Raw genomic sequence first — 20,747 nt, forward strand, 5'->3', positions numbered from 1 at the left:
GTCCCCTGGGCCCTCACGCGTATTGAGGTCCTGCAGCATGCTCTCACCGGTGATTCAAGGAAAACCGCAGGTCAGTTGGGGTTGAATGACTAACCTCCGCTGGCAATATCGTCCACAGCATTCTCGAAGCCCCGCCCACCACCGGCGGGGCTTTTCACTTCCCACCGCATGCGGCCTTGGTTCCGCATGCCCACATCCCGGAGGGGACTCCATGAGCCAGACCAAGCACGCCCGCCAGGCCCAGGCCACACCTTTCTTCGAGCTGCGTGTCGGAGGTGTGCACGTGACGGTCCAGCACCCGCCCTACCGCCTGCTCACCATGGCCGCCATCGTCGTCGGGCCCCTCGCCGGCGCAACATGGCTCACCCGCTGAAGACCTGGACCGGGCGGGCCGAGACTGCGCCGCCGTGGGGGAGTGGCCACGGCGCGCTGCCGACCGCGGCGGTCGGCAGCGCGCCCGCCGCGGTCGCCGTGATGACGGAGAAGAAGCTGGCTACGGCAGAGGGAGGGGTGGCCGGGGTCCGGTGTGCCGTCGACCAGCAGGGGTACACACCCTCCCTAGAAGCCGTCCTGACGGGGTGTCAACTCCGGATCTCTGATCTGGCATGATCACGTTCTGTTCGATTGGGGGGCGTGTGGGAGAGATACCAAGTTGGCTTGCCGGAGCCGTCAAGACGTTCGGTGCGGAGTGCGGGGCGAAGTTCGCCGGCCGGGGGAACCGGAGGCCGCGATACGCACCCCGCTGGAGCAGTTACTGCGAGCGGCCGGGCCCGAGCTCGGGGTGCGGGCCGTCTTCCACGACGAGGTGCGCGACACCGAGCGGCGGGTGCGGCCGGACTACGGGGTCAGCGTCGACGGGGCGATCACCGGATATGTCGAGGTCAAGGCGCCCGGCAAGACCATCGCCCCGGCCGCGCTGCGCGGCCACGACAAGGTGCAGTGGGAACGGCAGCAGGACCTGCCGAACCTGCTCTACACCAACGGCACCCAGTGGCGCCTGTACCAGGACGGCGTGCACCGGCGCACGGTGCACTTCACCGGCGACCTCTACGACGGCAGGGTGAGCGCTCCGGCGGAGTTCGAGGCGTTACTGGCGGACTTCCTGACCTGGCATCCGGCCCCGGTCACCAGCCTCGGCGGCCTGGTCACGGCCGTCGCGCGGATGACGCGGCTGCTGCGCGGGGAGGTGCTGGACCAGCTGGCGGCCGAGCACGCGGCCGTGCGGGGCGGTGCCGACGAGCGCCTGCAGCCCTTCCTCGGGCTGGCCGCCGAGTGGCGGGCGATGCTGTTCCCCCAGGCTAGCGAGGCGACGTTCGCCGACGGCTACGCGCAGACCGTGACGTTCGCCCTGCTGCTGGCCCGCACCGAGGGCATCACCGTCTTCGGTGAATCCCTGCACACGATCGGGGAGAAGCTCCGCGCCGACCACTCCCTGATGGGGCGGGCGCTGCAGCTCCTCACCGACGACGTGGCCGTGGACTTCAGGGTCACGCTGGACCTGCTGGCCCGCACGGTCGACGCCGTCGACTGGGGGCGTATCCGCGGCGGTGGCCGCGACACGTATCTGCACCTGTACGAGCACTTCCTTGACGAGTACGACCCCGATCTGCGCAAGCGGTCCGGCTCGTACTACACGCCGGTCGAGGTCGTCGAGCAGATGGTCCGGCTCACCGACGACGTCCTGGTCACCCGCCTCGGCAGGCAGCGCGGTTTCGCCGATCCCGGGGTTTTCACGGTCGATCCGGCCATGGGGACGGGAACCTACCTGCACGCGGTGCTCGAGCGGATCGCGGCGACCGCCGCCGCCCAGGACGGGCCGGGCGCCGTCTCCGGCGCGGTCACCCGGGCCGCCGAACGGATCGCCGGGTTCGAGCTGCAGATGGGCCCGTACGCGGTGGCCGAGCTGCGGGCCGCCGAGCAGCTGAACAGCTACCAGGCCGTCCCGCCGGACGGCGGGTTCAAGCTGTTCGTCACCGACACCCTCGACGACCCCAACGCGGCCGAGACCCAGTTCCGCTCCGCCCTCCAGCTCATCGCGGCCTCCCGCCGCAGGGCCAACGAGATCAAGGCCCGGGCGAACGTCACCGTCGTCATAGGCAACCCGCCCTACGCCGAACTCGCCAACGGCACCGGTGGCTGGGTCGAGAACGGCGGCCTGGAGCTGAAGAGCAAGAAGGGCAACACGGCCATCCTGGACGACTGGATCGTCCCCGGGATGAGCCGGTTCAAGGCCAAGCTGAAGAACCTGTACGTCTTCTTCTGGCGCTGGGCCACCTGGAAGGTCTGGGAATCCACCCCGGCCGACTACGAGGGCAACCTCGGCGTCATCGCCTTCATCACCACCTCCGGCTACCTCACCGGCCCCGCGTTCGAGGGCATGCGCGCCTACCTGCGCCGCTACGCCTCCGAGGGATGGATCATCGACTGCACCCCGGAGGGCCAGACCCCGGACATACCGACCCGGATCTTCCCCGGCGTGCGCCAGCCCCTCGCCATCGGAATCTTCGTCCGCCGCACCGGCACCGACAACGCCACACCGGCCCGCATCCGCCACCGCACCCTGACCGGGCGCCGCGCCGCCAAGTTCGCGGCCCTGGCCGCCACCCAGCTCGACGACGACGGATGGCGCGACTGCCGCACCGACTGGACGGCCCCCCTCACCCCCGCCAGCACCAGCCAGTGGGACACCTATCCGGCTCTCGACGACCTGCTGCCCTGGTACTCGCCCGGCGTGTTCCCGACCCGCACCTGGGTGTACGCGCCCAGCCACGGTGCCCTCGAGCGCCGATGGTCCCAGCTCATCGGCGAAGGCGACCTCGAACGGAAAGCCAAGCTCTTCAAGGAGAGCCGCGACGCCACCCTCAAAAAGACCAAACCGCACCTGCCCGGTGACGACACCAGCCCCACACCCGGGAAACCCCTCACCCAGGAGACCGCGACCAGGCCGACCACCGCCCGCGTTGGCTACCGGGCCTTCGACCGGCAGTGGGTGGTCGCCGACCCCCGCGTGATGGACATGCCCCGCCGCGACCTCTGGGCGGCACGCCAGCTCGGACAGGTCTTCGTGGTCGAGCAGCACAGACAGGCATTCCAGACTGGCCCTGGACTTGCCTTCTCTGCCCTGATTCCGGATTTCCACCACTTCAATGGCAGGGGTGGCCGCGTCCTGCCGTTCTTCCACCCTGATGGAACCCCCAACCTCGCCCGCGGCCTGACGACCGCGATCGCCCACTGCATCGGCACCGAGATCACCGCGGAGGACGTCCTCGCGTACGTCGCCGGCGTCGTCGCCCACCCGGCGTTCACTGAGACATTTGCCGACGAACTGACCACTCCCGGCATACGGGTCCCCGTCACCACGGACGCCGACCTCTGGACCAGGGCAGTCGGCCTTGGCCGTCAGGTGTTGTGGCTCCACACCTACGGACAGTGCTTCACCGGTGAGGGGAGGCCCGCCGGTGATGTGCGCCTGCCCGTCGGCGATCCGCAGCGCCCCCTGTGCCAGAAACCGGTCACGGCACTGCCGGAGATGCTGGTCTACGTCGAAGACCGGCAGACCGTCGTCTTGGGCGATGGAGAGTTCGGGCCGGTCACGCGGCAGGTGTGGGACTACGCGGTCGGCGGCCGCAACGTCATCAAGTCGTGGTTCGACTACCGCAAGAAGGAACCCGGAGGCCGCCGCAGCTCGCCGCTCGACGACGTCAACGCCACGGCGTGGGATCCGGACTGGACCGGCGAGTTCCTCGACCTGCTCTCCGTCCTGACCCGTCTGGTCGGCCTCGAACCCCAGCAGGTCGAGACCCTGGAGTCCATCCTCACCGACGGCGTCGTCACGCTGGACGATCTCACCGCTGCAGGAGCCCGCCGACCGCAGAGCACGGCGGACAGGAAGCCCCGCTTCTCGCTGGACTCTGCGCCCGACGGCGGGGGTGACACCCTCATCTGACACCACGGCGAGACGCCCACCGGACAGGCATCGGTAGCGCGGTGGGCCGTCCATGGACCCTGCTGAGATGGTGATGGGGCGGCCCGAATCGGGCCGCCCCATCACGGTTCGGCGATCGTGTCAGCGGTGCCCGTGGCCATGACCATGGCCGTGCCCATGCCCATGCCCATGCCCGTGGCCGTGGCCGTGCCGGTGGTGGCGGTCCCTGTCCCTCCCGTGGCCGTGGTGGCGGTCCCTGTCCTTCCCGTGCCCGTGGTGGTACCGGGGCCCGTCCTCGCCCCGGTCCCCACGATGGTGGTCATTCGAGGCGTACGCACCGGCCACCCCCGGCGCGGCGGCGCCGGCGGCAGCTCCGGCACCACCCAGCACCACGGCGACTGCCACGCCGAGCGCGGCAGCAAAGCGGGAAACACGCATAGCGATCTCCTGTCACAGCAGGCGCCCGGGCGCCTGGACCGATTGGACACGGCAACAGTTGTGCCAAGCGGGCACCGGAAGCCGCGGGCACGCCCACCAAGACCCTCAATGAGGTGGAATTTCCAGGTCCGCGGAACCGAGGCGTGTGGGCAATCCGTGGACATCGCCAGAACACGGCCACGGCGGGCGGTTTACATGGCCAGCCGTCCGCCGACCGCAGCTCTCGCCGTTGTGCGCGCCGACGAGGCCAGCGGGGAGGGGAGGGGTGGCGGGCCGGGGTCCGGATCGCCGTCTGCCCGGACGGAGTCGGGTTGCCCGCCGTACTGCCGCCGTCACGCACGCGCGAGCGTGAGCAGACCGCACCGCCCGCCGTGGTTGCGGGGGAGCAGCAGCTGCCGCGATGTGGCCGGGCCCGTCGTGGGCGCTCCGCTCAGCGCGCCACCGCCGTGGTGACCGGTCCGGCGAACCCGCCGTCGTGGCGGCCGCGCCGGCGCTTCCTGTTTTCCGCCCTCAGATGAGGGCCCGTTTATGGAACCGGCCCAGAGGCGCCCCGTCCTCGTCGCGACCGCGCGCCGACCGGCCGACGAGCCCGGATCACCCATCTATTGCATTGCATCTCGTTTCATTCGATCGATATGGAATGTAACGTAATGCAATGCGATGTGATACACTCAGAGTGTCGGAACAATGACGGGAGACCCGGATGAGCGAGCCCCAGACCGAGACCGTGGCGCGGCCCACCTGCCAGTACCCGGGGTGCGAGAACCCGCCAGAGGCGAAGGACCCGAGCACCCCGGGCCCGGCGCCGAAGTACTGCGAGCGCGAGGACCACACCGCGCTGACCGCGTTCCGGGCGAAGCGCCGGAAGACCGCCGAGGCGGCCGGCCGCCCGGAACCGGACGACCTGGACCGCCCCGTGTCGATGGCCGCCGCCACCGCCGTGGACCTCCGGGGCGAGGTCATCACGCAGATGGAGCGGCTGACCGGCGACCTGGGCCGCTACGTCGAGCAGCTGCAGACCATCACCGACCCCGAGGCCGCCGAGGCGCAGATGCTCGCGGTCACCAACGACGCGGCCGCCAAGATCTCCGAAGCCCAGCGCGAGGCGTCGACCGAGCGGACCCGCCGCATCACCGCCGAGCAGGCCGCGAAGGCAGCCAAGGACGCGGAGGCGGCCGCCGCGGAGGCAGCCGAGCAGGCCGTGACCGAACTGGACGACGCCCGCGCCCGGTTCGAGGCCGAGGTGGAGCGCATCCGGGCGGAGACAGCCCGCGAGGTCGAGGAGGCCCGCGCCGCCGCCGAGCGCGCCGCCGAGGAGGCCCGGCAGCGGGTCGAGCAGGTGGAGGGCGAGACCGCCGAGAAGATCCGGGAGGTGGAGGCGGCCGCCGCCGAGCGTGTCACCGCCGCCGAGACCGCAGCCGGCCGGGCGCAGAACGAGGCCGTCCGCCAGGTCGAGGAGATGAAGGCCACCGTCGAGCGGGAGCAGAAGGCGGCCGCCCAGGTGAAGGCCGACGCCGTCCGGGAGGTCGAGGACGCGCGGACCAGCGTCCGCGAAGCCGAGGACCGCGTGCGCACGGCGGAGGAGAACGCCCGCCAGGCCGCGCGGGACGCCGAGGTCCGGGTGGCGGCCGTCGAGAAGAGCGCCGCCCAGCTCCGGGACGAGCTGCACACCGAGCTGCAGCGGGCCCGGGGCGACGCCGAGCGCGCCGGCGCCCGGGTGACCGCGCTGGAGACCCGGGTGGACGAGCTGCGGGACAAGCTGGACGAGGCCCGGGACAAGGTCCGCGAGGCGGAGGACCGGGCCCGTACGGCGGAAGAGAACGCCCGGGGCAGGAAGTAGCAGAACTCCCCCGCCAGTCGCCAATTGGCGACTGGCCCCGCACAGCGAAACGGGCCCTCAGACGAGGGCCCGTTCCTATAATTTCCGCAGGTCAGGAGGGTAACAGTCGCAGCGGACTGTTACCCGGTTCCGCGTGGCAGAGCCCGCCGCCGACCCGGAGCCCGTGGTGGCCGCGCCGGGGTGTCCTCCCGTTCCAGCCGGACGCCGGCGGGCCCCTCGGTCGGCTGGACGTCGAGCACCAGGCGGAGCCCGCCGCCGCGGTGCGACAGCCGTGTCGGCTCCCCGGCCTGCAGCGCGGTGCACGCCTGCAGGAGCGGCAGCAGGATCTCCACTACCCGCTCGCCCCGCTCGCGGTCGTCCGTCATGACCCTGATCTGAACCATGGTGTGACCCTCCCTCAGTCGACCGGCACGGCCGCCGGGGCAGCCATGGCCCGGAGGCAGTCGAGTACGGCCCGGCAGTCGCCAAGGGCCCTGTGATCGCCGCCGAGCCGTTGCCAGGCGTAGTTGCCCCAGTAGTCCGACCAGTCCCCCACCCAGTTGCTGTACGGCACCAGGACGTCCTCGTACGTCATCGACTCCAGCCAGGCGGCCGCCGAGGCGGCCGGGTCCTCGTGACCGGCCGCGCGGTAGTGGCGGGTCAACTCCCAGCGCAGCCGCCCGACGTCGTACGACCGCTTGTAGATCAGCACCCGCCGCCCGTCGAGGACACGCGTCAGGTCGACCAGCAGCTGCCCGAACGAGGGCGCCGTGGCCACCAGCTCGTCCGTGATGCCGTGCAGGTCCGAGGCGTCCCGAGGGATCGGCACCCCCGGATTCACCAGGGAGTCCAGGAGGACGTCCCCGCCCGCGCTGACCACGGCGACCTCCACCAGGCACGCCTCCGAGTCCAGGCCCGTGGTCTCCGTGTCGAGGACCACCACGGAGTCGTCCGCGAGCGCGGCCGCCGCCCACTCCTGCAGGGAGGCCACCTCCCGCCGGCGTGCCTCCCGCTCAGCCTCTCGGGCCTCCCGGGCGCGCTGTTCAGCTTCGGCCGCCTCCCGCTCGTTGCGTTCCTCGCACGGCGGGCACCACCGCGCCCGCCAGTAGCCGTACGGGTTGGCCTCTCGCCAACGGCGGTACTCCGCCTTGCTGGCCGTCTTCACGGTGCAGACCAGACCCGGGCAGGTGATGGCGTGCAGCAACGCCCGCTCTTTGCGGGCCCGTTCCTCCGCCAGCTGGGCCCGGCGGCAGTCCCGGCACCGGCCATGGGTTTTGGGGTACGGACGCTCGCGCACCGCCCCGCAGCCGAAGCACGTCCGCTCACGCTCCCGCCGCCGGGCCAGCTCCGCCGCGTTTCGGCAGACCGAGCAGGCTCGCCCCCGCACGATGTGCTTGCGGACCTTGCCGCACGTCGGGCAGGTTCGCCGGGCCTCCATCTTCTTCTTCGTGGACGAGGGCAGCGCGCGCATCTTCACCGCGGCCGCCGGATCGTACAGCGCGAAGTCCCCGTGCTTCCGGTGCCGCAGGTACGCGAGCGGCAGCTGACCCTCCGACAGCCTCAGCCGTGCCGCCGCCAGCTGCGTCTGTGTCTGCAGCCCCGCCGGGGCCTGCCCCCAGATGTAGACCGCCACCCCGTCCTCCGTGTCGACCGGCTTCCCCCGGGCGACCCGTCCCGGGGCCTCGTCCGTGCTGGAACGGCTGGCCGGGACCCCGGGCGCCGTCGCGGTTGCCGTGCTCACTCCTACCTCCAGAAAGCCGTTTGCTGGGGAATCACCGTAGCATTCATAAACCCGCGCCAGGACATTTTTAAACCACGTCACCAATTCGCAGAAGACTACGAATGCGCCACCCTTTTCGTGTATCAAAAGAGCCGGTTTCCTTAAAAGGATCTCCTTTAAATTGGCGGGCGCACCCGAGGTCACTCCGGCAGGGCCGGGGGATAGGCCGTGAGCGCCTGACGGATGATGCGGGCGGGCGGGTGGAGTTGCCGCGCGAGTTCGTCGCGGACGCGCCGCTGTTCCTCGTTCAGCTTCTTGCCCGAGCCGACCAGGCCCCGCTCGTGCAGCTCCGCCAGGGGCTTCTCCGACACCCGCCAGGAGGCGGTCCGCAGCTGCCGCACGAGGTCCGCCGGAAGCGCGTAGTTCCGCTGCACCAGGGTGATTCCGTCGCTCGCACCCGGCCACCGGCCGCAGAGCGCGAGGCGGTCCAGTTCGCCCTGAGTGAGCGCAGCCCACGGCCCAGCCAGGTCCTCGTCCGCCAGGCGCCGGCGCAGCGAGGACGCCACGACGTCCTCCAGCGCGGGCCAGTGCTCCGGCCGCATGCGCATGATCCGAATGCGCGCCTCCCGCGAGGACAGGCCGGAGCGGATCAGCTCCGCCTTTGTCTCCTGCTCTTCCGTCCGCCGCCGCTTTTCCAGCAGGGCCAAAGCCCCCGCTTGCGATGCGATGATCCATGCCGTCACCCGGATTTTCTCCATACGCCGAGTCTAGGCGTGGAGTCATCGCACGCCCACGCTTTCACTGAAAGGAGATCCTTTTACTGGGCGCCGCGGCGCCCGCGCCGCAGCCAACAGCACGAAGGGGCGTCAGCCGGGCAGGCCCAGGTCGTCCAGGGTGGCGCCGCCCGCCCAGCGCTGCAGCTGGTGACCGTCGAGGAGATGGACGCCACCCTGGCGGGAGGCCCAGAGCACGTCCGCGCGGCTGAAGGCGCCGAGGTGGACGACGACCCGGATCAGGCGGTCGACGCCGGGCCGCCCGGCCTCCCGCAGGGGGGCGGGCCCGCCCGCCACCTCGTCCTCGTCCGCCGTCGCCACCGGGCGAAACGCGACGTCGAGTTCGCGGCCCCGGCGGTCCCGGGCGTACAGGCGCGGCCGCCCCTCCCCCGCGGTCAGGTCGACCACCTGCCAGCCGTCGCGCCGCAGCATCCGCGCGGCCGCCACCGCCAGGCCCGGGTCATCGAGCCGGGCCAGCTCCGCCGCGGTGTAGCGGCCGCCGCGCCGGCGGGCGACCGACCGGTGCAGGCGCAGGCCCGCAGCTGCGGCGGCCGCCAGGAGGACGACGCCGAGCACCAGGCCGCCGACGCCGAGCGCGCGGTAGAGCCAGGCGAGCAGCAGGGCGGGGACCAGCAGGGCCAGGCCGAGCCCGACGAAGCCGGGCAGGACGTCGCGCAGTTCGGGCCCGTAGCGGCCCTGTGCGCGCAACTCGGAGACCGCCCGCTGGCGCTGTGAGCGACGGGACCCGGGCACGGGAGGGCGTCGCCACCACACCGGAGGCCGCCACCGCAGCACCTGGAGCGCCAATCTCACCAGCACTCTTTCCCTCCCCTCGCCTCGTAGAGATACCCGGTCGCACGAGTCTCCCGCCAGCCGGGACGAAGATCGGCTAAGAACTGGCCTACGAGTACGGCGACTAACCGACCGCGCCACCCAACGGCCGCCCCCTGGAACGCGAGTTCCAACGGCGGCCGCCGTCGTTCCAGCCGCCCCCCGAACCCCTCCTGTTTTATAGCGTGTTCACGCTACGATATGAGCCATGGCGACTCACGAGGGAACCCGGATCACCACCGCGCTGGAATCGACCTGGGCCGCGTTCCAGAAGCACCACCCCGACCTCCCCGACGTCGTGATGATCACCGGCACGGGCCTGCAGGGCAGGAACAAGAAGCGGCCGTCCTGGGGACACCACACGGCGGACCGGTGGCTGGACGCGGCGGCAGGCGGCCGCCGGGCGGAGCTGTTCATCTCCGGCGAGGCCATCGCCAAGGGCGGGGAGATGGTGGTGGAGACCGCACTGCACGAGGCCGCCCACGCGCTCGCGGCCGCACGAGGCATCCGGGACACCTCGTGCGCGGGCCGCTGGCACAACCGCAAGTACGCGGCCCTGGCCGAGGAGGTCGGGCTGCAGCCGCCGAAGCGCGCGGAGAAGGTCATCGGCTTCTCGGAGGCCCTGATCACGCCCGCCACCGTCGCCCGGTACGCGTCCGTCATCCGGAAGCTGGACGCCGCCGCCCTGGCCCGGATCGAGGTCCCCGACGAGGACCGGGACCAGGAGCAGGACGAGGACGGGAAGAAGGAGGGCCCGCGCGGCGGGAAGGGCCGGGCGGGCAAGCGCCTGGCCGTGGCATGCGAGTGCGACCCGCCCCGCCGGATGCAGGTCACCCCGAAGCTGTTGGAAGGCGGGGCGATCCTGTGCGGGGAGTGCCGGGAGCCGTTCCAGGCCGAGGAACCCGAGTTGGAAGACGACGAGGCCGCCGCATGAGCGGGCAGCCGGCCCCGCGGTTCCGTGGGACCAGCTGGCCGCCGACCCGGCCACCGTCGCCCGGTACGAGGCGAAGGTGTATCGCGGCCCGGGGCCGACGCCGTGCCACTGGTGGCTTGGGGCCATCAGCGACTCCGGGCACGGGAAGCTCAGGGCGGGCAGCCGCCCGGCGGGTACCTCCCGCGTCGTCTCGGCCCACGTCCTGGGGTTCGTCATCTGCCACGGCGCGGCCGCACTGCGGAACGGCGCCGTCGTCCGGCACACCTGCGATGAGAGCAGCTGCCAGAACCCGGACCACTGGCTGGTGGGGGAGCGGCTGCAGAACATCGTGGACTACGCCGCCCGGCGGGGACTGACCGGTCATGCGCTCGCTGACGTGCGGGGCGCGGCGGGGCGGGCGGTCGCGGTGCGGGACGCGATCCTGGCCGCCGCCCCGGGCGCGGAGTCCGCCGCCATCGCGGCCGCGCTCGCGGCCGGCCATCCCTCCGGGGAGCACCAAGACCCCCTCTGGTGAGGGCCGTTCGTAGCGTGGACACGCTGAAGCGGAAGGGGTAGCGCGGGCCGGTTCGAGCGGTGCCGCCGTGGGCAGATCACAGCGTGTCCACGCTAGGATATGGTCCGCTTACGGCCGCCGGCCACCGGGGCGCCGCCGCCGTCGAAGAACACGCTTGGTAACAGTCGAGGCCCGCCCCCAGTCCGGGGGTCGGGCCTCATGTCGTCTTCCGCCAAGGTAGCGGGTCAGCCCCCGTTCGCGCCAGCGCGCGAACCCAGGGAGCATCAGCAGGTATGGGAAGCGACTTGACCACCGATCACATGCACGGCACCTCTCCTTACCGGCCGCCCTCTCTCTTGCCCACTCAACTCCGCACCGCTCGAATCCCTCTGAACCTCTCTCATCTTCCTTCTACAGCCCACCTACTAACTTCAACACACCCTTGCATTCTCATCCGATGGCCACCTACAGTGATCGCATGACCGCCACCGTGAGCCCGGGATCTGACCCGGGATACCTGATCAATCAGGTGGGCAAGGGTGGCGAGCACTACTACCTGAAGAGCATCGAGCAGGCCGGGGAGCCTGCCGGTATCTGGCTCGGCGAGGGTGCTGATGATCTTGGTCTGACGGGCGAAGTCGACCACGAGCTGATGAGCGACATGTACTCGAAGTTCACGCACCCGGAGCTGCACGCGCAGGTTCGCACGTCACTCTCCGCAATCACTGCGGAGCCCGGGACGGACGAGTACAAGGCCGAGGTGGCAGCCATCTACGACGCCGCCCGCGTCGGCCGGAAGCCGTACGACTACACCAAGTCGACGGAGGCGAAGGTGGCGGCCGCGCTGGAGAAGCTGGGCCCCGACGCGACCCCCGAGCAGCGCCGCGAGGCGGAGCTGAAGGTGCGCCAGAACGCGCCCACCAGCCGCTCGTACTACGACATCACGTTCAGCGTCCCGAAGAGCTACAGCCTGCTGCACGCCGGCTTCCAGATCGAGGCCCAGCGGCTGCGCGAGGCCGGCGACCTGAAAGGCGCCGCCGAGGCGGCCGCGAAGGCGGACCAGGTCTGGGAAGCAGTGATGGAAGGCGTTCAGGCCGGGCTGGAATTCCTGCAGGAAGAGGCCGGGTACGCCCGCGATGGACGCCACGGCGCCCATGACGCCGAGGGAGCCCCGGTCGGCCGCCAGGTCGACGCGCACCGCTGGACGGTCGCCAGCTTCCGCCAGCACACGAGCCGGGACAACGACCCGCAGCTGCACGTGCACAACGCCGTCTGGAACCGGGTCCAGGTCGATTCCGTCGACCCCGTGACCGGCGAAGTCCGTTCCAAGTGGCTGACCATCGACGGGCAGGAGATCTACCGGCACACCAAGGCGGCCGGGCACATCGCGGAGAAGGCATGGGACGAGGCCCTGTACCGCAAGCTGGGCATTCGCGCCGCGATGCGGCCGGACGGCATGGCCCGTGAAGTGGTCGGGATCAGCGCCGAGAAGCGCGACAAGTACTCCAGCCGACGGGAGACCATCACCAAGGGCACCGCGGAGCTGGCCAAGGCGTACGAGGCCCGCGAGGGCCGGGTGCCGGGCGCCCACGAGCTGGCCCGCATGGCGCAGTGGGTGAACCTGGCGGAGCGCAAGGGCAAGACCGCCGCCGTGCCGCGCGAGCAGCTGCTGGAGCAGTGGGAGGCGGACATGGTGTCCGACACCCGCGAGTCCCTGGCGGACATTCCAGCTGTGGTGGAACACGCAACGGCCGAGTTGGAACAGCGCGCCGCCGACCTGGAATCGGGACTGGAATTCGACCCCCAGAAGGTTGTCCGGACCGCCGTCGAGAACGCCCAGGACCAGAAGAGCGCATGGCGCCGCGGGGACCTGATCGTGGAGATCACCAAGCAGCTTCCAGACTGCTTGGGCGGCCTGGAACGCGACCAGGTGCGCGCCCTCGTCAACGAGCTGGCCGACGCCGCGCTGCAGCCCGGCGCGGAGACCAGTGTGGTGCGGCTGACCGCCCGCAACCTCGTTCCGCTTCCCCAGGAGCTGACCCGCGAGGACGGGCTGAGCATCTATGCCCGCCACGGCGCCCGCCGGTACGCCACGGAGGCCCACCTGCAGCGCGAGGGACGGGTAATCGAGCAGGCCACGGAACTGGGCGCCGCCGCCGTCTCCCGCGACGCGATCGACACGGCCGTGGTCGAGGCCGGGCTGAACGAGGGCCAGGAGCAGGCGTTCCGCTCCATCCTCGCGTCCGGCCGCCGCATGGAGGTCGTTGCCGCCCCCGCAGGCACTGGAAAGAGCCGCCTGGCGGGTGCGATCCACGACGTCTGGACGCAGGAATGCGGCCCCGTCATCGGTCTGACCGTCAGCCAGCGCGCCGCCCGCGTGCTGTCCGAGGAGGGCGTCACCAACGCGCAGAACGTCGCCAAGTTCCTGGACACGAACCGCCGCCTGGAATCCGGCGCAGCCGTGGCCGAAGACGAGCGGGCCGCGTTCCAACTGCAGCACGGCCAGCTGGTCCTCGTGGACGAGGCGTCCATGGCGGAGACGAGCCAGCTGGACGAGATCCGCCGCCTGGCCGCCCGCGCAGGCGCCAAAGTCTTGTACGTGGGCGACAACGCGCAGCTGGACAGCGTCGGCTCCGGCGGCATCTTCTCCCAGCTGACCGAGGAACTGCCGAACGTCCACCGCCTGGACGAGGTGATGCGGTTCAACTCCGAGTGGGAGAAGAAGGCTTCCCTGCGGCTGCGGAAGGGCGAGGTCGACGTGCTCGCGGAGTACGACGCCCGCGGCCGGCTGCGCGCTGGAACGCGTGAGGAGATGGTGGAAGCCTCGTACCAGTCCTGGCTGGCCGACCACGTGGCGGACAAGGACGCGGTGCTGATCGCCCCGACCACGGACCAGGCGGACGAGCTGGCCGCCCGCGCGCGGGCCGACCTCGTACGGCTCGGCAAGGTCGAAGAGGATGGCATCGAGCTTGGGCAGCGCGGGCTGACGGTCGGCAAGGGTGACATGATCCAGCTCCGCAAGAACAACCGGCGGATGACCACGGTGTCCGGCGAGCGGTTCGCCACGAACCGCGACGTGGTGAAGGTGCTTGGTGTCGCCGAGGACGGTTCCATGACCGTCGCCTACGACGACGGGGACACGGTGACCCTGCCGTCCTCGTACGTGCAAAATCACGTCGACCTAGCCTATGCGGGCACCATCCATTCCACCCAGGGCCGCACGGTTGGAACGGCCCACAGCTACTGGGACGGAACCGGTTCCAGGGAAGCGTTCTATGTCGCGATGACGCGCGGCCGCGAGGCCAACACCGCGTACATGTCCACCGACATGCCGGGCGTGCCGGGCGAGCAGCGGCCGGACCCGATGGCCCTCTACAAGCAGACGCTGGAGAATTCCAGCGTCGAGAAGAGCGCCACCCAGGTGCAGCGCGAAGAGGAGGAATGGGCCCGCTCGCTCGCGAAGCACACGTTCGAGCTGGAAGACCTCTCCACCGAGCACGCCGGCACGAAGCTGGGCCGGGTGCTGTACGAGGAGCTGGGCCCGGAGCGCTACGAGGAGCTGGCCAGCAGTGAGGCGTTCGGCTCCCTCGTCCGGTTGGGCCGGGCCGCAGAAGCAGCCGGCCACGACGCCGAGGGCATCATGCGGACCGTCGCGCAGGGGCGACTGGACGACGCCAAGGATCTGGCGAAGGTCCTGCACTGGCGGGCGGAGCGCGAGCTGGAGGCCGCCGAGCGGCGCCAGGTCCGGGCGGACGAGCAGCGCGTGCGCGAGGCCGTCGAGGAGCAGGAGACCACGGTCAACGACCTGATGGGTCAGCTGTCCGTGGCGCCCGTCGCCCACGTCGACCGCGAGGTGAACGAGGAGGCCCAGGCCGAGGCGCTGCGGCAAGCCATGGCCATGCAGCTGGGCGCCGAAGTGCTGCACGGCCAGCAGGAGACGCAGGAACGCCACCGCATCACCGAGGAGCACCGCGCGGTCGCCGAGGAGCGCGCCGACTGGCGCAACCGGGTCCGGGACATCGAGGGCCCCAAGGGCGAGTACGCCCGCGCCGTGGCCGAGGTTGCCGAGGAGAAGCGCCTGGAACTGGGCCGCGAGCTGCTGGAACAGGCGGAGGCCGGGGAACTGCCCCAGTGGGCGGAGAAGCTGGGACGGGTGCCGGACGCCCCCGAGTGGCGGGAGCGCTGGATCGAGCGCGCGGGCACCGTGGCCGCGTACCGCGAGGCCCACGAGTTCGAGCACGACCGCGACCCGATCGGCCAGCGGCCGGGACGCGGTGCGGTCGATGTCCGCCAGGACTGGGACCGCGCGTACCGCGCCCTGGGCGAGCCGGAGGACCGGATCGAGCTGGTGGGCGCCACGGACGCCACGCTGCGGCGCATGATCGAGCAGTACGAGCGCGAGACCGAGTGGGCCCCGCCGCACGTCGCCGGCCAGCTGCGCGAGGTCTCCGAGTCCCTGTCCGACCTCCAGCGGGAGGCGGTGCAGAAGTACATCGAGGCCCGTGAGGCAGAGGACCCGGCGCGGGCGGAGGAGCTGCAGGCCACCGTCGAGGGGTACGACGCCCTGGCCGCCCGGATGGAAGAGGACCGCAAGGCCCTGGAAAAGGTGCACGAGGCCCGGCAAGCGTGGCACGAGCACACCGAGGACGCGCGGACCCAGGCGCAGGAGGCACAGCAGCAGCTGGAACTCCGCGCCCCGGAACCCGAGGACGCCCCGGAGACGCTGGAACTGCAAGAGGACATGCAGCAGCCGACGCTGGAACCGGAGCTGGAACAGCCGGAGACTGGCGAGCGCGAGCGGCTGCGCGAGGCCCACGAGCGGGCCCACGCGGACGGACGGACCCTCACCGGCGAGGAGCTGCAGCAGGCCGTCCAGATCGCCACCAGGGCGACGGAGATCCTGGCCGACCGCGAGCAGACACAGCAGATGGAAGAGGCGGAGCGGGCCCGCCGGGACGAGCCCATGGTGCAGCGGCCGGAGCCGCAGATCGAGGCCCACGGGTCGAGGTCGGCGGGCACGAGGTCGAGATGTAGCCCAGCTGCACCCCGGAGGGGCGGACTGCCACCAGGCGGTCCGCCCCTCCGCCGTTACTCGAGTACGGGTCACTGCGCGGGGCTCCGCCCCACACCCCGGCCACCCTGCGGAGGGGTGGGGGGCACGGATCTTGGGTGCGTGGCTCCGTCGACGTCTAGTGACAGCACTTGTGCATGGGTTTGGACGGCAGTTGGTGATCAGGCCAGCCAGGAATGTTGATGAGAAGCGACGGCACGTGGACGTAGGGTTCGGGCATGGCAGGCGAGAGTGAGCGAGCTGTTCAAGCGGCCATTGATGCAGAGCTGAGGCTTCTCGATCCTGAGGTGCGTGCTTCGCCGGTCCTTGTCTCGGAGCTGCTGGACCCGGAGTTCGTCGAGTTCGGGGCATCTGGCCGCCGGTGGGACGCGACATCGATCCTCACCGTGACGACTGCCGGCTCAGTGGATCCGGAGTCGCCGGTCAAGGTCAGCGAGATGTCAGGGGTCGTGCTTGCTCCGGGTGTCGTTCACCTGACGTACTTCGCTGACAACAGCGGACGCCAAGCATGGCGAAGCTCCCTGTGGCGTCTGACGGAAACGGGTTGGCGCATGTACTTCCACCAAGGCACTTTGGCCAGCTGAGCGAAGGCAGCCCGCCGCCCCATGAGGGCAGCGGGTCTCCCGCCAGCTCAAGATGACGTCAGCTGGCCTTGACGGGCTCCTCGGCCCGTGCTCGGGTGCTGGCGAGGCGGTGGAAGATCCGGGTGACGGTGTGCCGCTGCTTGCGTGGCGCATCAAGGTCCGTCCGGAGTATCTCGTCGATCACCGGCTTGTACGGATCCAGAGCGGTAGCCCGGGGCGGCAGCTTCTTGCGCGGCTCAGGCCAGGCCGAATCCAGTGCCTTGCGAACCGTCCGCCACGTCACTCCGTGTTTGCGCTCAAGCTCTCGCATCGACATGCCGCCGCGATGGTCACGCCGGATCGGCGCGTACAGCTCGACCTTCGACATCTGCGGCATGACCAGCACCTTTCACCAGGAGCACCCCGATGCTGCCCTGGCAAGAGACCCGGTGCCTCCCAAAACTCATCAACACCACCCGTCCATGGAACGGGGCGCCTCCCAAACTCATCGACAAGCGACGTCACTACTGCTCGGTAAAGCCAGGTGCGGGTTGTGGTGGTGGAGATGGTGGTGGGTCGCGGTGCGGCCCCCTCGTCGGACGGCATCCCGAGGGCACCACGGCCGCCGCCGGGCCGCCAGGCCGAGCCGCTACGCGGTCGGCTACGCCGAGCCTGGCACCCCGACAACGCCCGCGGTAGGGCTTCGCCTGCCGCCCAACGAGGGAACCACCCCGCTCAGCCCGGACTCCCGGCGAACCACCGGGGAGAGGCGGGGCACTGGCCCCGTGTCAGTGCCCACGGCTACCGTCGACACCATGGCCAGCAACAGCGACCCGTGGCGCCCCCGCCGGCTGCACCCGCCCATTGACGACCTCCTGCCCCCGTCCGGGAAGCCGGGGATCCTTCCTGGGGTGACTCCGTCCTGGCCTGGCCACGAGTACGGGCCCACCCCCGTTCCAGTCCCGGCCCCGAGCATGCCGGGACTTCCAGGAGGGGTCCGGTGGACGCGGGAGGAGCTGGAATCGCTCCGGGACGACGCCGCGCGAGAGTTCCACGCTGGCGAGCACGCGCGCGTGCAGCTCGATGAAGACGAGGAGTACCCCGTGCGTCGGCCCGCCTACTTCGCCCAGGGCGTGTGGGGCGTGGCCGCCTGGCTGTTGGGGGAGCTGCAGAACGCCCCGATCAGCGGGGAGACCCACGATTACCCGTACACGAAACGGGAGGTGGGCAAGGAGAGCGTGCACGCCCGCGATTGCATCGAGGGCAACGACTGGCCCGATGTTGACCGCAACTATGCCGTAGGCGTTCGGGACGCGGTTCGGTGGGCGTTCTTCGACTGGAAGAACCGTCCCGTGCCGCCGCGGCCGCCTGACGTACGCGAAGAGGCTGCGGCCCGTGTCTGAGGGAAACCCGGCAAATTTGCCGGGTTCCCGCCTGACGTACGCACGCGAAGAGGCCCGGACCATCGGTCCGGGCCTCTTCCGTTGCCGTGCTCAGTCGGACACTTCGCCCGTCTTCAGCATGTGGACGTGCCGCAGCAGATCCTCCGGCGGATCGGTCCGCTTGTTGTCCAGCGGGTCCCTGTGCCCTTGATACGGGTTGGGCCTGCCGTACGAGTCCACCCCGTTCGGTTCCAGCTTGCAGTTCGCCAGGATGAACTGGCCCTGCCTCACCGCATCGGGCATCCAGCGGCCCAGCCACTCAGCCACCCGCAGCGGACCCGATTCCGGATCCTCGAACGCCCAGTTCCAGGCTCCCATCAGCCCTGTCAGGGACTCCACCATGTCCGGGTGCAGGTGCCAGCAGGACACCGCGCCCTTGCCGTAGCCCAGCATGTCCTGGAACGAGCGCGGGTACCGCACGCGGAAGGTGTTCATTGTCCAGTCCAGCAGGATCTCCCAGGCTTGTGCCTGTTGCTGCGGGCTGAACGCGGACCAGTTCCAGACCGCGAATTTCGGGGCATCCGGCTTCTCTGCCAGCTTCTTCACGGTCAGGGACAGCTCCGTCACGGCGTCCGCGAGGTTCTGCCCTTCCAGGACTTCCAGCCGCTCGTTCACGCCGTCCAGGCGCTTGCCCAGGTTCCGGGTCCGCTCCCACATCGCCAGCACATCGCGCGGCGGCTCGGCGGCCTCTCGGCTCCGCTCGCTCATCCGGTGTACCTCCACCGGTCAGCGTCGGCCGCCGGGTAGCCGTACGCGGGCTGGCCGGGGATGCCCGGAGCCGGCGGGGTGTCCGTCGTAGCGGGCTGGCTCGGGAAGGCCGGCGCCGTGGCGGGCATCTGCGGCGGCAGCACCGGCCCGTTGACCTGCACGCCCTGCTTCTTCAGCTTGGCGTCCACCTTCGCCTGTGCCTTCTCCTGCTTGACCAGGGCCCGCACGTCCTTCCGCTCCCACACCGGGGTGAAGCGGTACCGGATGGGCGGCAGATGCCGGTAGAAGACCAAGCCCGTGCCCTCTTTCATCTGCCGGATGGCGTCCTGGGGCATCACCCGCACCCGTCGCACGCTCGTGCTGCGCGACTGCTTGTCGTCGTCCGCGGTGGACGCCGACGCCACTTCCTCGTCCCGTTCGCCACAGAGCTGCGAGAGTTCTTCCAGGTCATCCGGCAGCGACAGGCCACCGAGGACCACCCGCGTGGAGTTGTTCATGATGGTCTGAGCCCCGTTGCGTCCCCACCGCTCGCGCAGTTGGGACGGGGACTGGACGGAGATCAGCAGCTGAATGTTGCGACCGCCCGCGTCCGCCGACCACAGGTGAAGCGGCAGGGGGCAGATCACGGCCGCCTCGTCCAGGACCATCCGCAGGTACGGGTCCAGGCGCCCGCCCGGGGAGTTGTCCGCCCGGACGTAGGCCGCATCGTAGATCTCACCCACCAGGGCGGAGAACAGCGGCGCCACGGAGCCGTAGCGCATGTCGCGGCCCATCACGTACAGGGTGCCGCGCGAGTTCAGGAAGTCCTGCACGTCGAACTTCTGCTCCCCGGGCCGGGGGCTGACGATCTCGACAACCTCCGGGTGGGACATGAACTGGAACGAGCGGACCAGCGTCAGGTACACGCTGTCCCTGGTCCTCTCCGGTGCTTCCAGCATCTGGGCCAGCAGCTGGGCCCAGCCCGCCGGCACCCGGTTGTAGTGCGCCTGCAGGATCTCCAGCGGCTCCCGTTCGGTGGGCGAGGTGACCCAGCGCCGGACCGTCATCAGGTCGCCGCCCTTGAGCGCGGCCGCCATCAGGTACGAGGACAGCACCGTGAAGCTGTGTCCCTCCCAGAAGGAGGCGTTCTCCATGTTCTCTCCGGAGGCCGAGGCCGCCAGGATGTATCCCGCCCGCCGGATGGCCGCCGAGGCGTCCTCGCAGCCCTCCACGAGGTTCCAGCGGAGGGTGTTGGGAACGCCGGACACACCCGCGTTGAAGACCCAGACCGGGCGGTTGTGCTCGCGCCGCAGCTGGTGGGTGTTCTCGTACAGGTCACCGCGGGTCGAGGTGACCACCATGGAGCCGGCCCCGTCGATGACCGCGTTACCGAGCTGCGCCGACTTGCCCATGCGGGGCGGGGCGTACATCAGCACCAGGTCCTCACAGGCGACGAACAGCCCCTTCCTGTAGAGGAGATCCGTCCCCAGGTGCAGCCCGAGGCCGTGCGGGCTGACCGAGCTGCGCTTGACCCCCGCCAGGGACGGGCGGAGCACGTCAGCCCGCTTCTGGAGCCCCGGCTCAGACAGCCACTTCTTCAGTTCCCCGGGGGTGGCGAACCCGACCTTCTCTGCATCCTTCGGCCGGGCCGTGGGGCCGGACTTGCCCAGGTCCCACTTCTGCCGAACGTGCAGGTAGCCGAGACCGGCGCCGCCGACGAGCGTCAGCGCGAAGCCGGGGACGCCGCCCAGGGGCCAGTTCAAGGCCATGGCCCCGAGGCCGTCGAGAACGACGCCGATCGAAGGGTCAGGCAGCCCGCCGTTGTTCTCGGCGGCCGCCGCCACGGCGGGCAGTCCCGCCGCCAGGGACGCGGTGCCCATGCCCCGGCGGGGCTTGCCGACGATGAGGCCGGCGGGCTTGTGCGCGTCGATGATGCGGCGCATCCACCGCGGTTCCAGACCACCGGGAAAGTCTGTGCTGGTGGAGGCCGTACTCTCTTCCATGCGTGACACGAGGGTTCCTCTCTTGTCGCGAAGTCCCCGGGGTCCGGC

At 70.6% G+C, this 20,747-nt stretch carries 15 protein-coding genes and 1 pseudogene; 8 read left to right on the top strand and 8 right to left on the bottom strand.

Annotated features, from left to right (window positions below):
* Nucleotides 1-211 precede the first annotated feature (211 nt).
* Both WJ438_RS40565 and WJ438_RS40570 read left to right on the top strand, forming a co-directional pair.
* A complete protein-coding gene (locus WJ438_RS40565) occupies nucleotides 212-373 on the top strand; it encodes a hypothetical protein (RefSeq protein WP_341485505.1) in 162 nt (53 codons plus the stop codon).
* Nucleotides 374-688: 315 nt separating this feature from the next.
* Nucleotides 689-3,946, top strand: coding sequence for a type ISP restriction/modification enzyme (locus WJ438_RS40570; protein ID WP_406729998.1), 3,258 nt, complete (start codon nucleotides 689-691; stop codon nucleotides 3,944-3,946).
* 101 nt (nucleotides 3,947-4,047) lie between these two features.
* On the opposite strand, the gene WJ438_RS40575 is transcribed toward WJ438_RS40570, so the two are convergent.
* Entirely contained in the window at nucleotides 4,048-4,248 is a 201-nt protein-coding gene (locus tag WJ438_RS40575) for a hypothetical protein (protein WP_406729999.1), read from the bottom strand.
* Nucleotides 4,249-5,066: 818 nt separating this feature from the next.
* Here WJ438_RS40575 and WJ438_RS40580 point away from each other — a divergent pair.
* Nucleotides 5,067-6,203 (top strand): hypothetical protein, encoded by a 1,137-nt coding sequence (locus WJ438_RS40580; protein ID WP_341485508.1) that lies wholly within the window; start codon nucleotides 5,067-5,069, stop codon nucleotides 6,201-6,203.
* Between the two features lie 119 nt (nucleotides 6,204-6,322).
* Here the strand turns inward: WJ438_RS40580 and WJ438_RS40585 are convergent, their stop codons facing one another.
* The 4 genes from WJ438_RS40585 to WJ438_RS40600 all read right to left on the bottom strand — a co-directional run bounded on the left by WJ438_RS40585 (nucleotide 6,323) and on the right by WJ438_RS40600 (nucleotide 9,494).
* Nucleotides 6,323-6,586, bottom strand: a complete 264-nt coding sequence (locus tag WJ438_RS40585; protein ID WP_341485509.1) for a hypothetical protein — start codon at nucleotides 6,584-6,586, stop codon at nucleotides 6,323-6,325.
* Between the two features lie 14 nt (nucleotides 6,587-6,600).
* The gene (locus WJ438_RS40590; RefSeq protein WP_406730000.1) at nucleotides 6,601-7,923 is read right to left on the bottom strand and encodes an exonuclease domain-containing protein; all 1,323 of its coding nucleotides are present in this window, start codon (nucleotides 7,921-7,923) and stop codon (nucleotides 6,601-6,603) included.
* Between the two features lie 179 nt (nucleotides 7,924-8,102).
* A complete protein-coding gene (locus WJ438_RS40595) occupies nucleotides 8,103-8,660 on the bottom strand; it encodes a hypothetical protein (RefSeq protein WP_341485511.1) in 558 nt (185 codons plus the stop codon).
* Nucleotides 8,661-8,768: 108 nt separating this feature from the next.
* Complete coding sequence (locus tag WJ438_RS40600; protein ID WP_406730001.1) at nucleotides 8,769-9,494, bottom strand: hypothetical protein; 726 nt, start codon at nucleotides 9,492-9,494, stop codon at nucleotides 8,769-8,771.
* A 220-nt stretch (nucleotides 9,495-9,714) separates the two neighbouring features.
* On the opposite strand from WJ438_RS40600, the gene WJ438_RS40605 reads away from it, so the two are divergent.
* From WJ438_RS40605 to WJ438_RS40620, 4 genes are all read left to right on the top strand, one after another.
* A complete protein-coding gene (locus tag WJ438_RS40605) occupies nucleotides 9,715-10,440 on the top strand; it encodes a hypothetical protein (protein WP_341485513.1) in 726 nt (241 codons plus the stop codon).
* 76 nt (nucleotides 10,441-10,516) lie between these two features.
* Entirely contained in the window at nucleotides 10,517-10,954 is a 438-nt protein-coding gene (locus WJ438_RS40610) for a hypothetical protein (RefSeq protein ID WP_341485514.1), read from the top strand.
* A 457-nt stretch (nucleotides 10,955-11,411) separates the two neighbouring features.
* A complete protein-coding gene (mobF, locus tag WJ438_RS40615) occupies nucleotides 11,412-16,187 on the top strand; it encodes a MobF family relaxase (protein WP_406730002.1) in 4,776 nt (1,591 codons plus the stop codon).
* A gap of 35 nt (nucleotides 16,188-16,222) precedes the next feature.
* On the top strand, nucleotides 16,223-16,588 hold the full coding sequence (locus tag WJ438_RS40620; protein ID WP_341485516.1) for a DUF4440 domain-containing protein: 366 nt from the start codon (nucleotides 16,223-16,225) through the stop codon (nucleotides 16,586-16,588).
* Nucleotides 16,589-16,691: 103 nt separating this feature from the next.
* Here WJ438_RS40620 and WJ438_RS40625 read toward each other — a convergent pair.
* Nucleotides 16,692-16,964 (bottom strand): annotated as a pseudogene (locus WJ438_RS40625) (IS21 family transposase); the annotation flags it as partial.
* A 418-nt stretch (nucleotides 16,965-17,382) separates the two neighbouring features.
* On the opposite strand from WJ438_RS40625, the gene WJ438_RS40630 reads away from it, so the two are divergent.
* The gene (locus WJ438_RS40630; RefSeq protein ID WP_406730003.1) at nucleotides 17,383-17,970 is read left to right on the top strand and encodes a hypothetical protein; all 588 of its coding nucleotides are present in this window, start codon (nucleotides 17,383-17,385) and stop codon (nucleotides 17,968-17,970) included.
* A 90-nt stretch (nucleotides 17,971-18,060) separates the two neighbouring features.
* Here WJ438_RS40630 and WJ438_RS40635 read toward each other — a convergent pair whose 3' ends face one another.
* A complete protein-coding gene (locus WJ438_RS40635) occupies nucleotides 18,061-18,717 on the bottom strand; it encodes a hypothetical protein (RefSeq protein ID WP_341485518.1) in 657 nt (218 codons plus the stop codon).
* Entirely contained in the window at nucleotides 18,714-20,699 is a 1,986-nt protein-coding gene (locus tag WJ438_RS40640; RefSeq protein ID WP_406730004.1) for a type IV secretory system conjugative DNA transfer family protein, read from the bottom strand. The genes WJ438_RS40635 and WJ438_RS40640 overlap by 4 nt, the downstream gene beginning before the upstream one ends.
* Nucleotides 20,700-20,747: the final 48 nt, after the last annotated feature.

Origin of the sequence: Streptomyces sp. GD-15H, from assembly GCF_045291515.1 — a bacterium.
GTDB lineage: Bacteria > Actinomycetota > Actinomycetes > Streptomycetales > Streptomycetaceae > Streptomyces.

Excerpts from the sequence above, each read along its gene's own strand:
- WJ438_RS40630 (WP_406730003.1), top strand. The coding sequence starts at position 17,383 with ATGGCCAGCAACAGCGACCCGTGGCGCCCCCGCCGGCTGCACCCGCCC.
- WJ438_RS40585 (WP_341485509.1), bottom strand. The coding sequence starts at position 6,586 with ATGGTTCAGATCAGGGTCATGACGGACGACCGCGAGCGGGGCGAGCGG.
- WJ438_RS40640 (WP_406730004.1), bottom strand. The coding sequence starts at position 20,699 with ATGGAAGAGAGTACGGCCTCCACCAGCACAGACTTTCCCGGTGGTCTG.
- WJ438_RS40605 (WP_341485513.1), top strand. The coding sequence starts at position 9,715 with ATGGCGACTCACGAGGGAACCCGGATCACCACCGCGCTGGAATCGACC.
- WJ438_RS40635 (WP_341485518.1), bottom strand. The coding sequence starts at position 18,717 with ATGAGCGAGCGGAGCCGAGAGGCCGCCGAGCCGCCGCGCGATGTGCTG.
- WJ438_RS40575 (WP_406729999.1), bottom strand. The coding sequence starts at position 4,248 with ATGACCACCATCGTGGGGACCGGGGCGAGGACGGGCCCCGGTACCACC.
- WJ438_RS40580 (WP_341485508.1), top strand. The coding sequence starts at position 5,067 with ATGAGCGAGCCCCAGACCGAGACCGTGGCGCGGCCCACCTGCCAGTAC.
- WJ438_RS40565 (WP_341485505.1), top strand. The coding sequence starts at position 212 with ATGAGCCAGACCAAGCACGCCCGCCAGGCCCAGGCCACACCTTTCTTC.
- WJ438_RS40620 (WP_341485516.1), top strand. The coding sequence starts at position 16,223 with ATGGCAGGCGAGAGTGAGCGAGCTGTTCAAGCGGCCATTGATGCAGAG.
- mobF (WP_406730002.1), top strand. The coding sequence starts at position 11,412 with ATGACCGCCACCGTGAGCCCGGGATCTGACCCGGGATACCTGATCAAT.
- WJ438_RS40595 (WP_341485511.1), bottom strand. The coding sequence starts at position 8,660 with ATGGAGAAAATCCGGGTGACGGCATGGATCATCGCATCGCAAGCGGGG.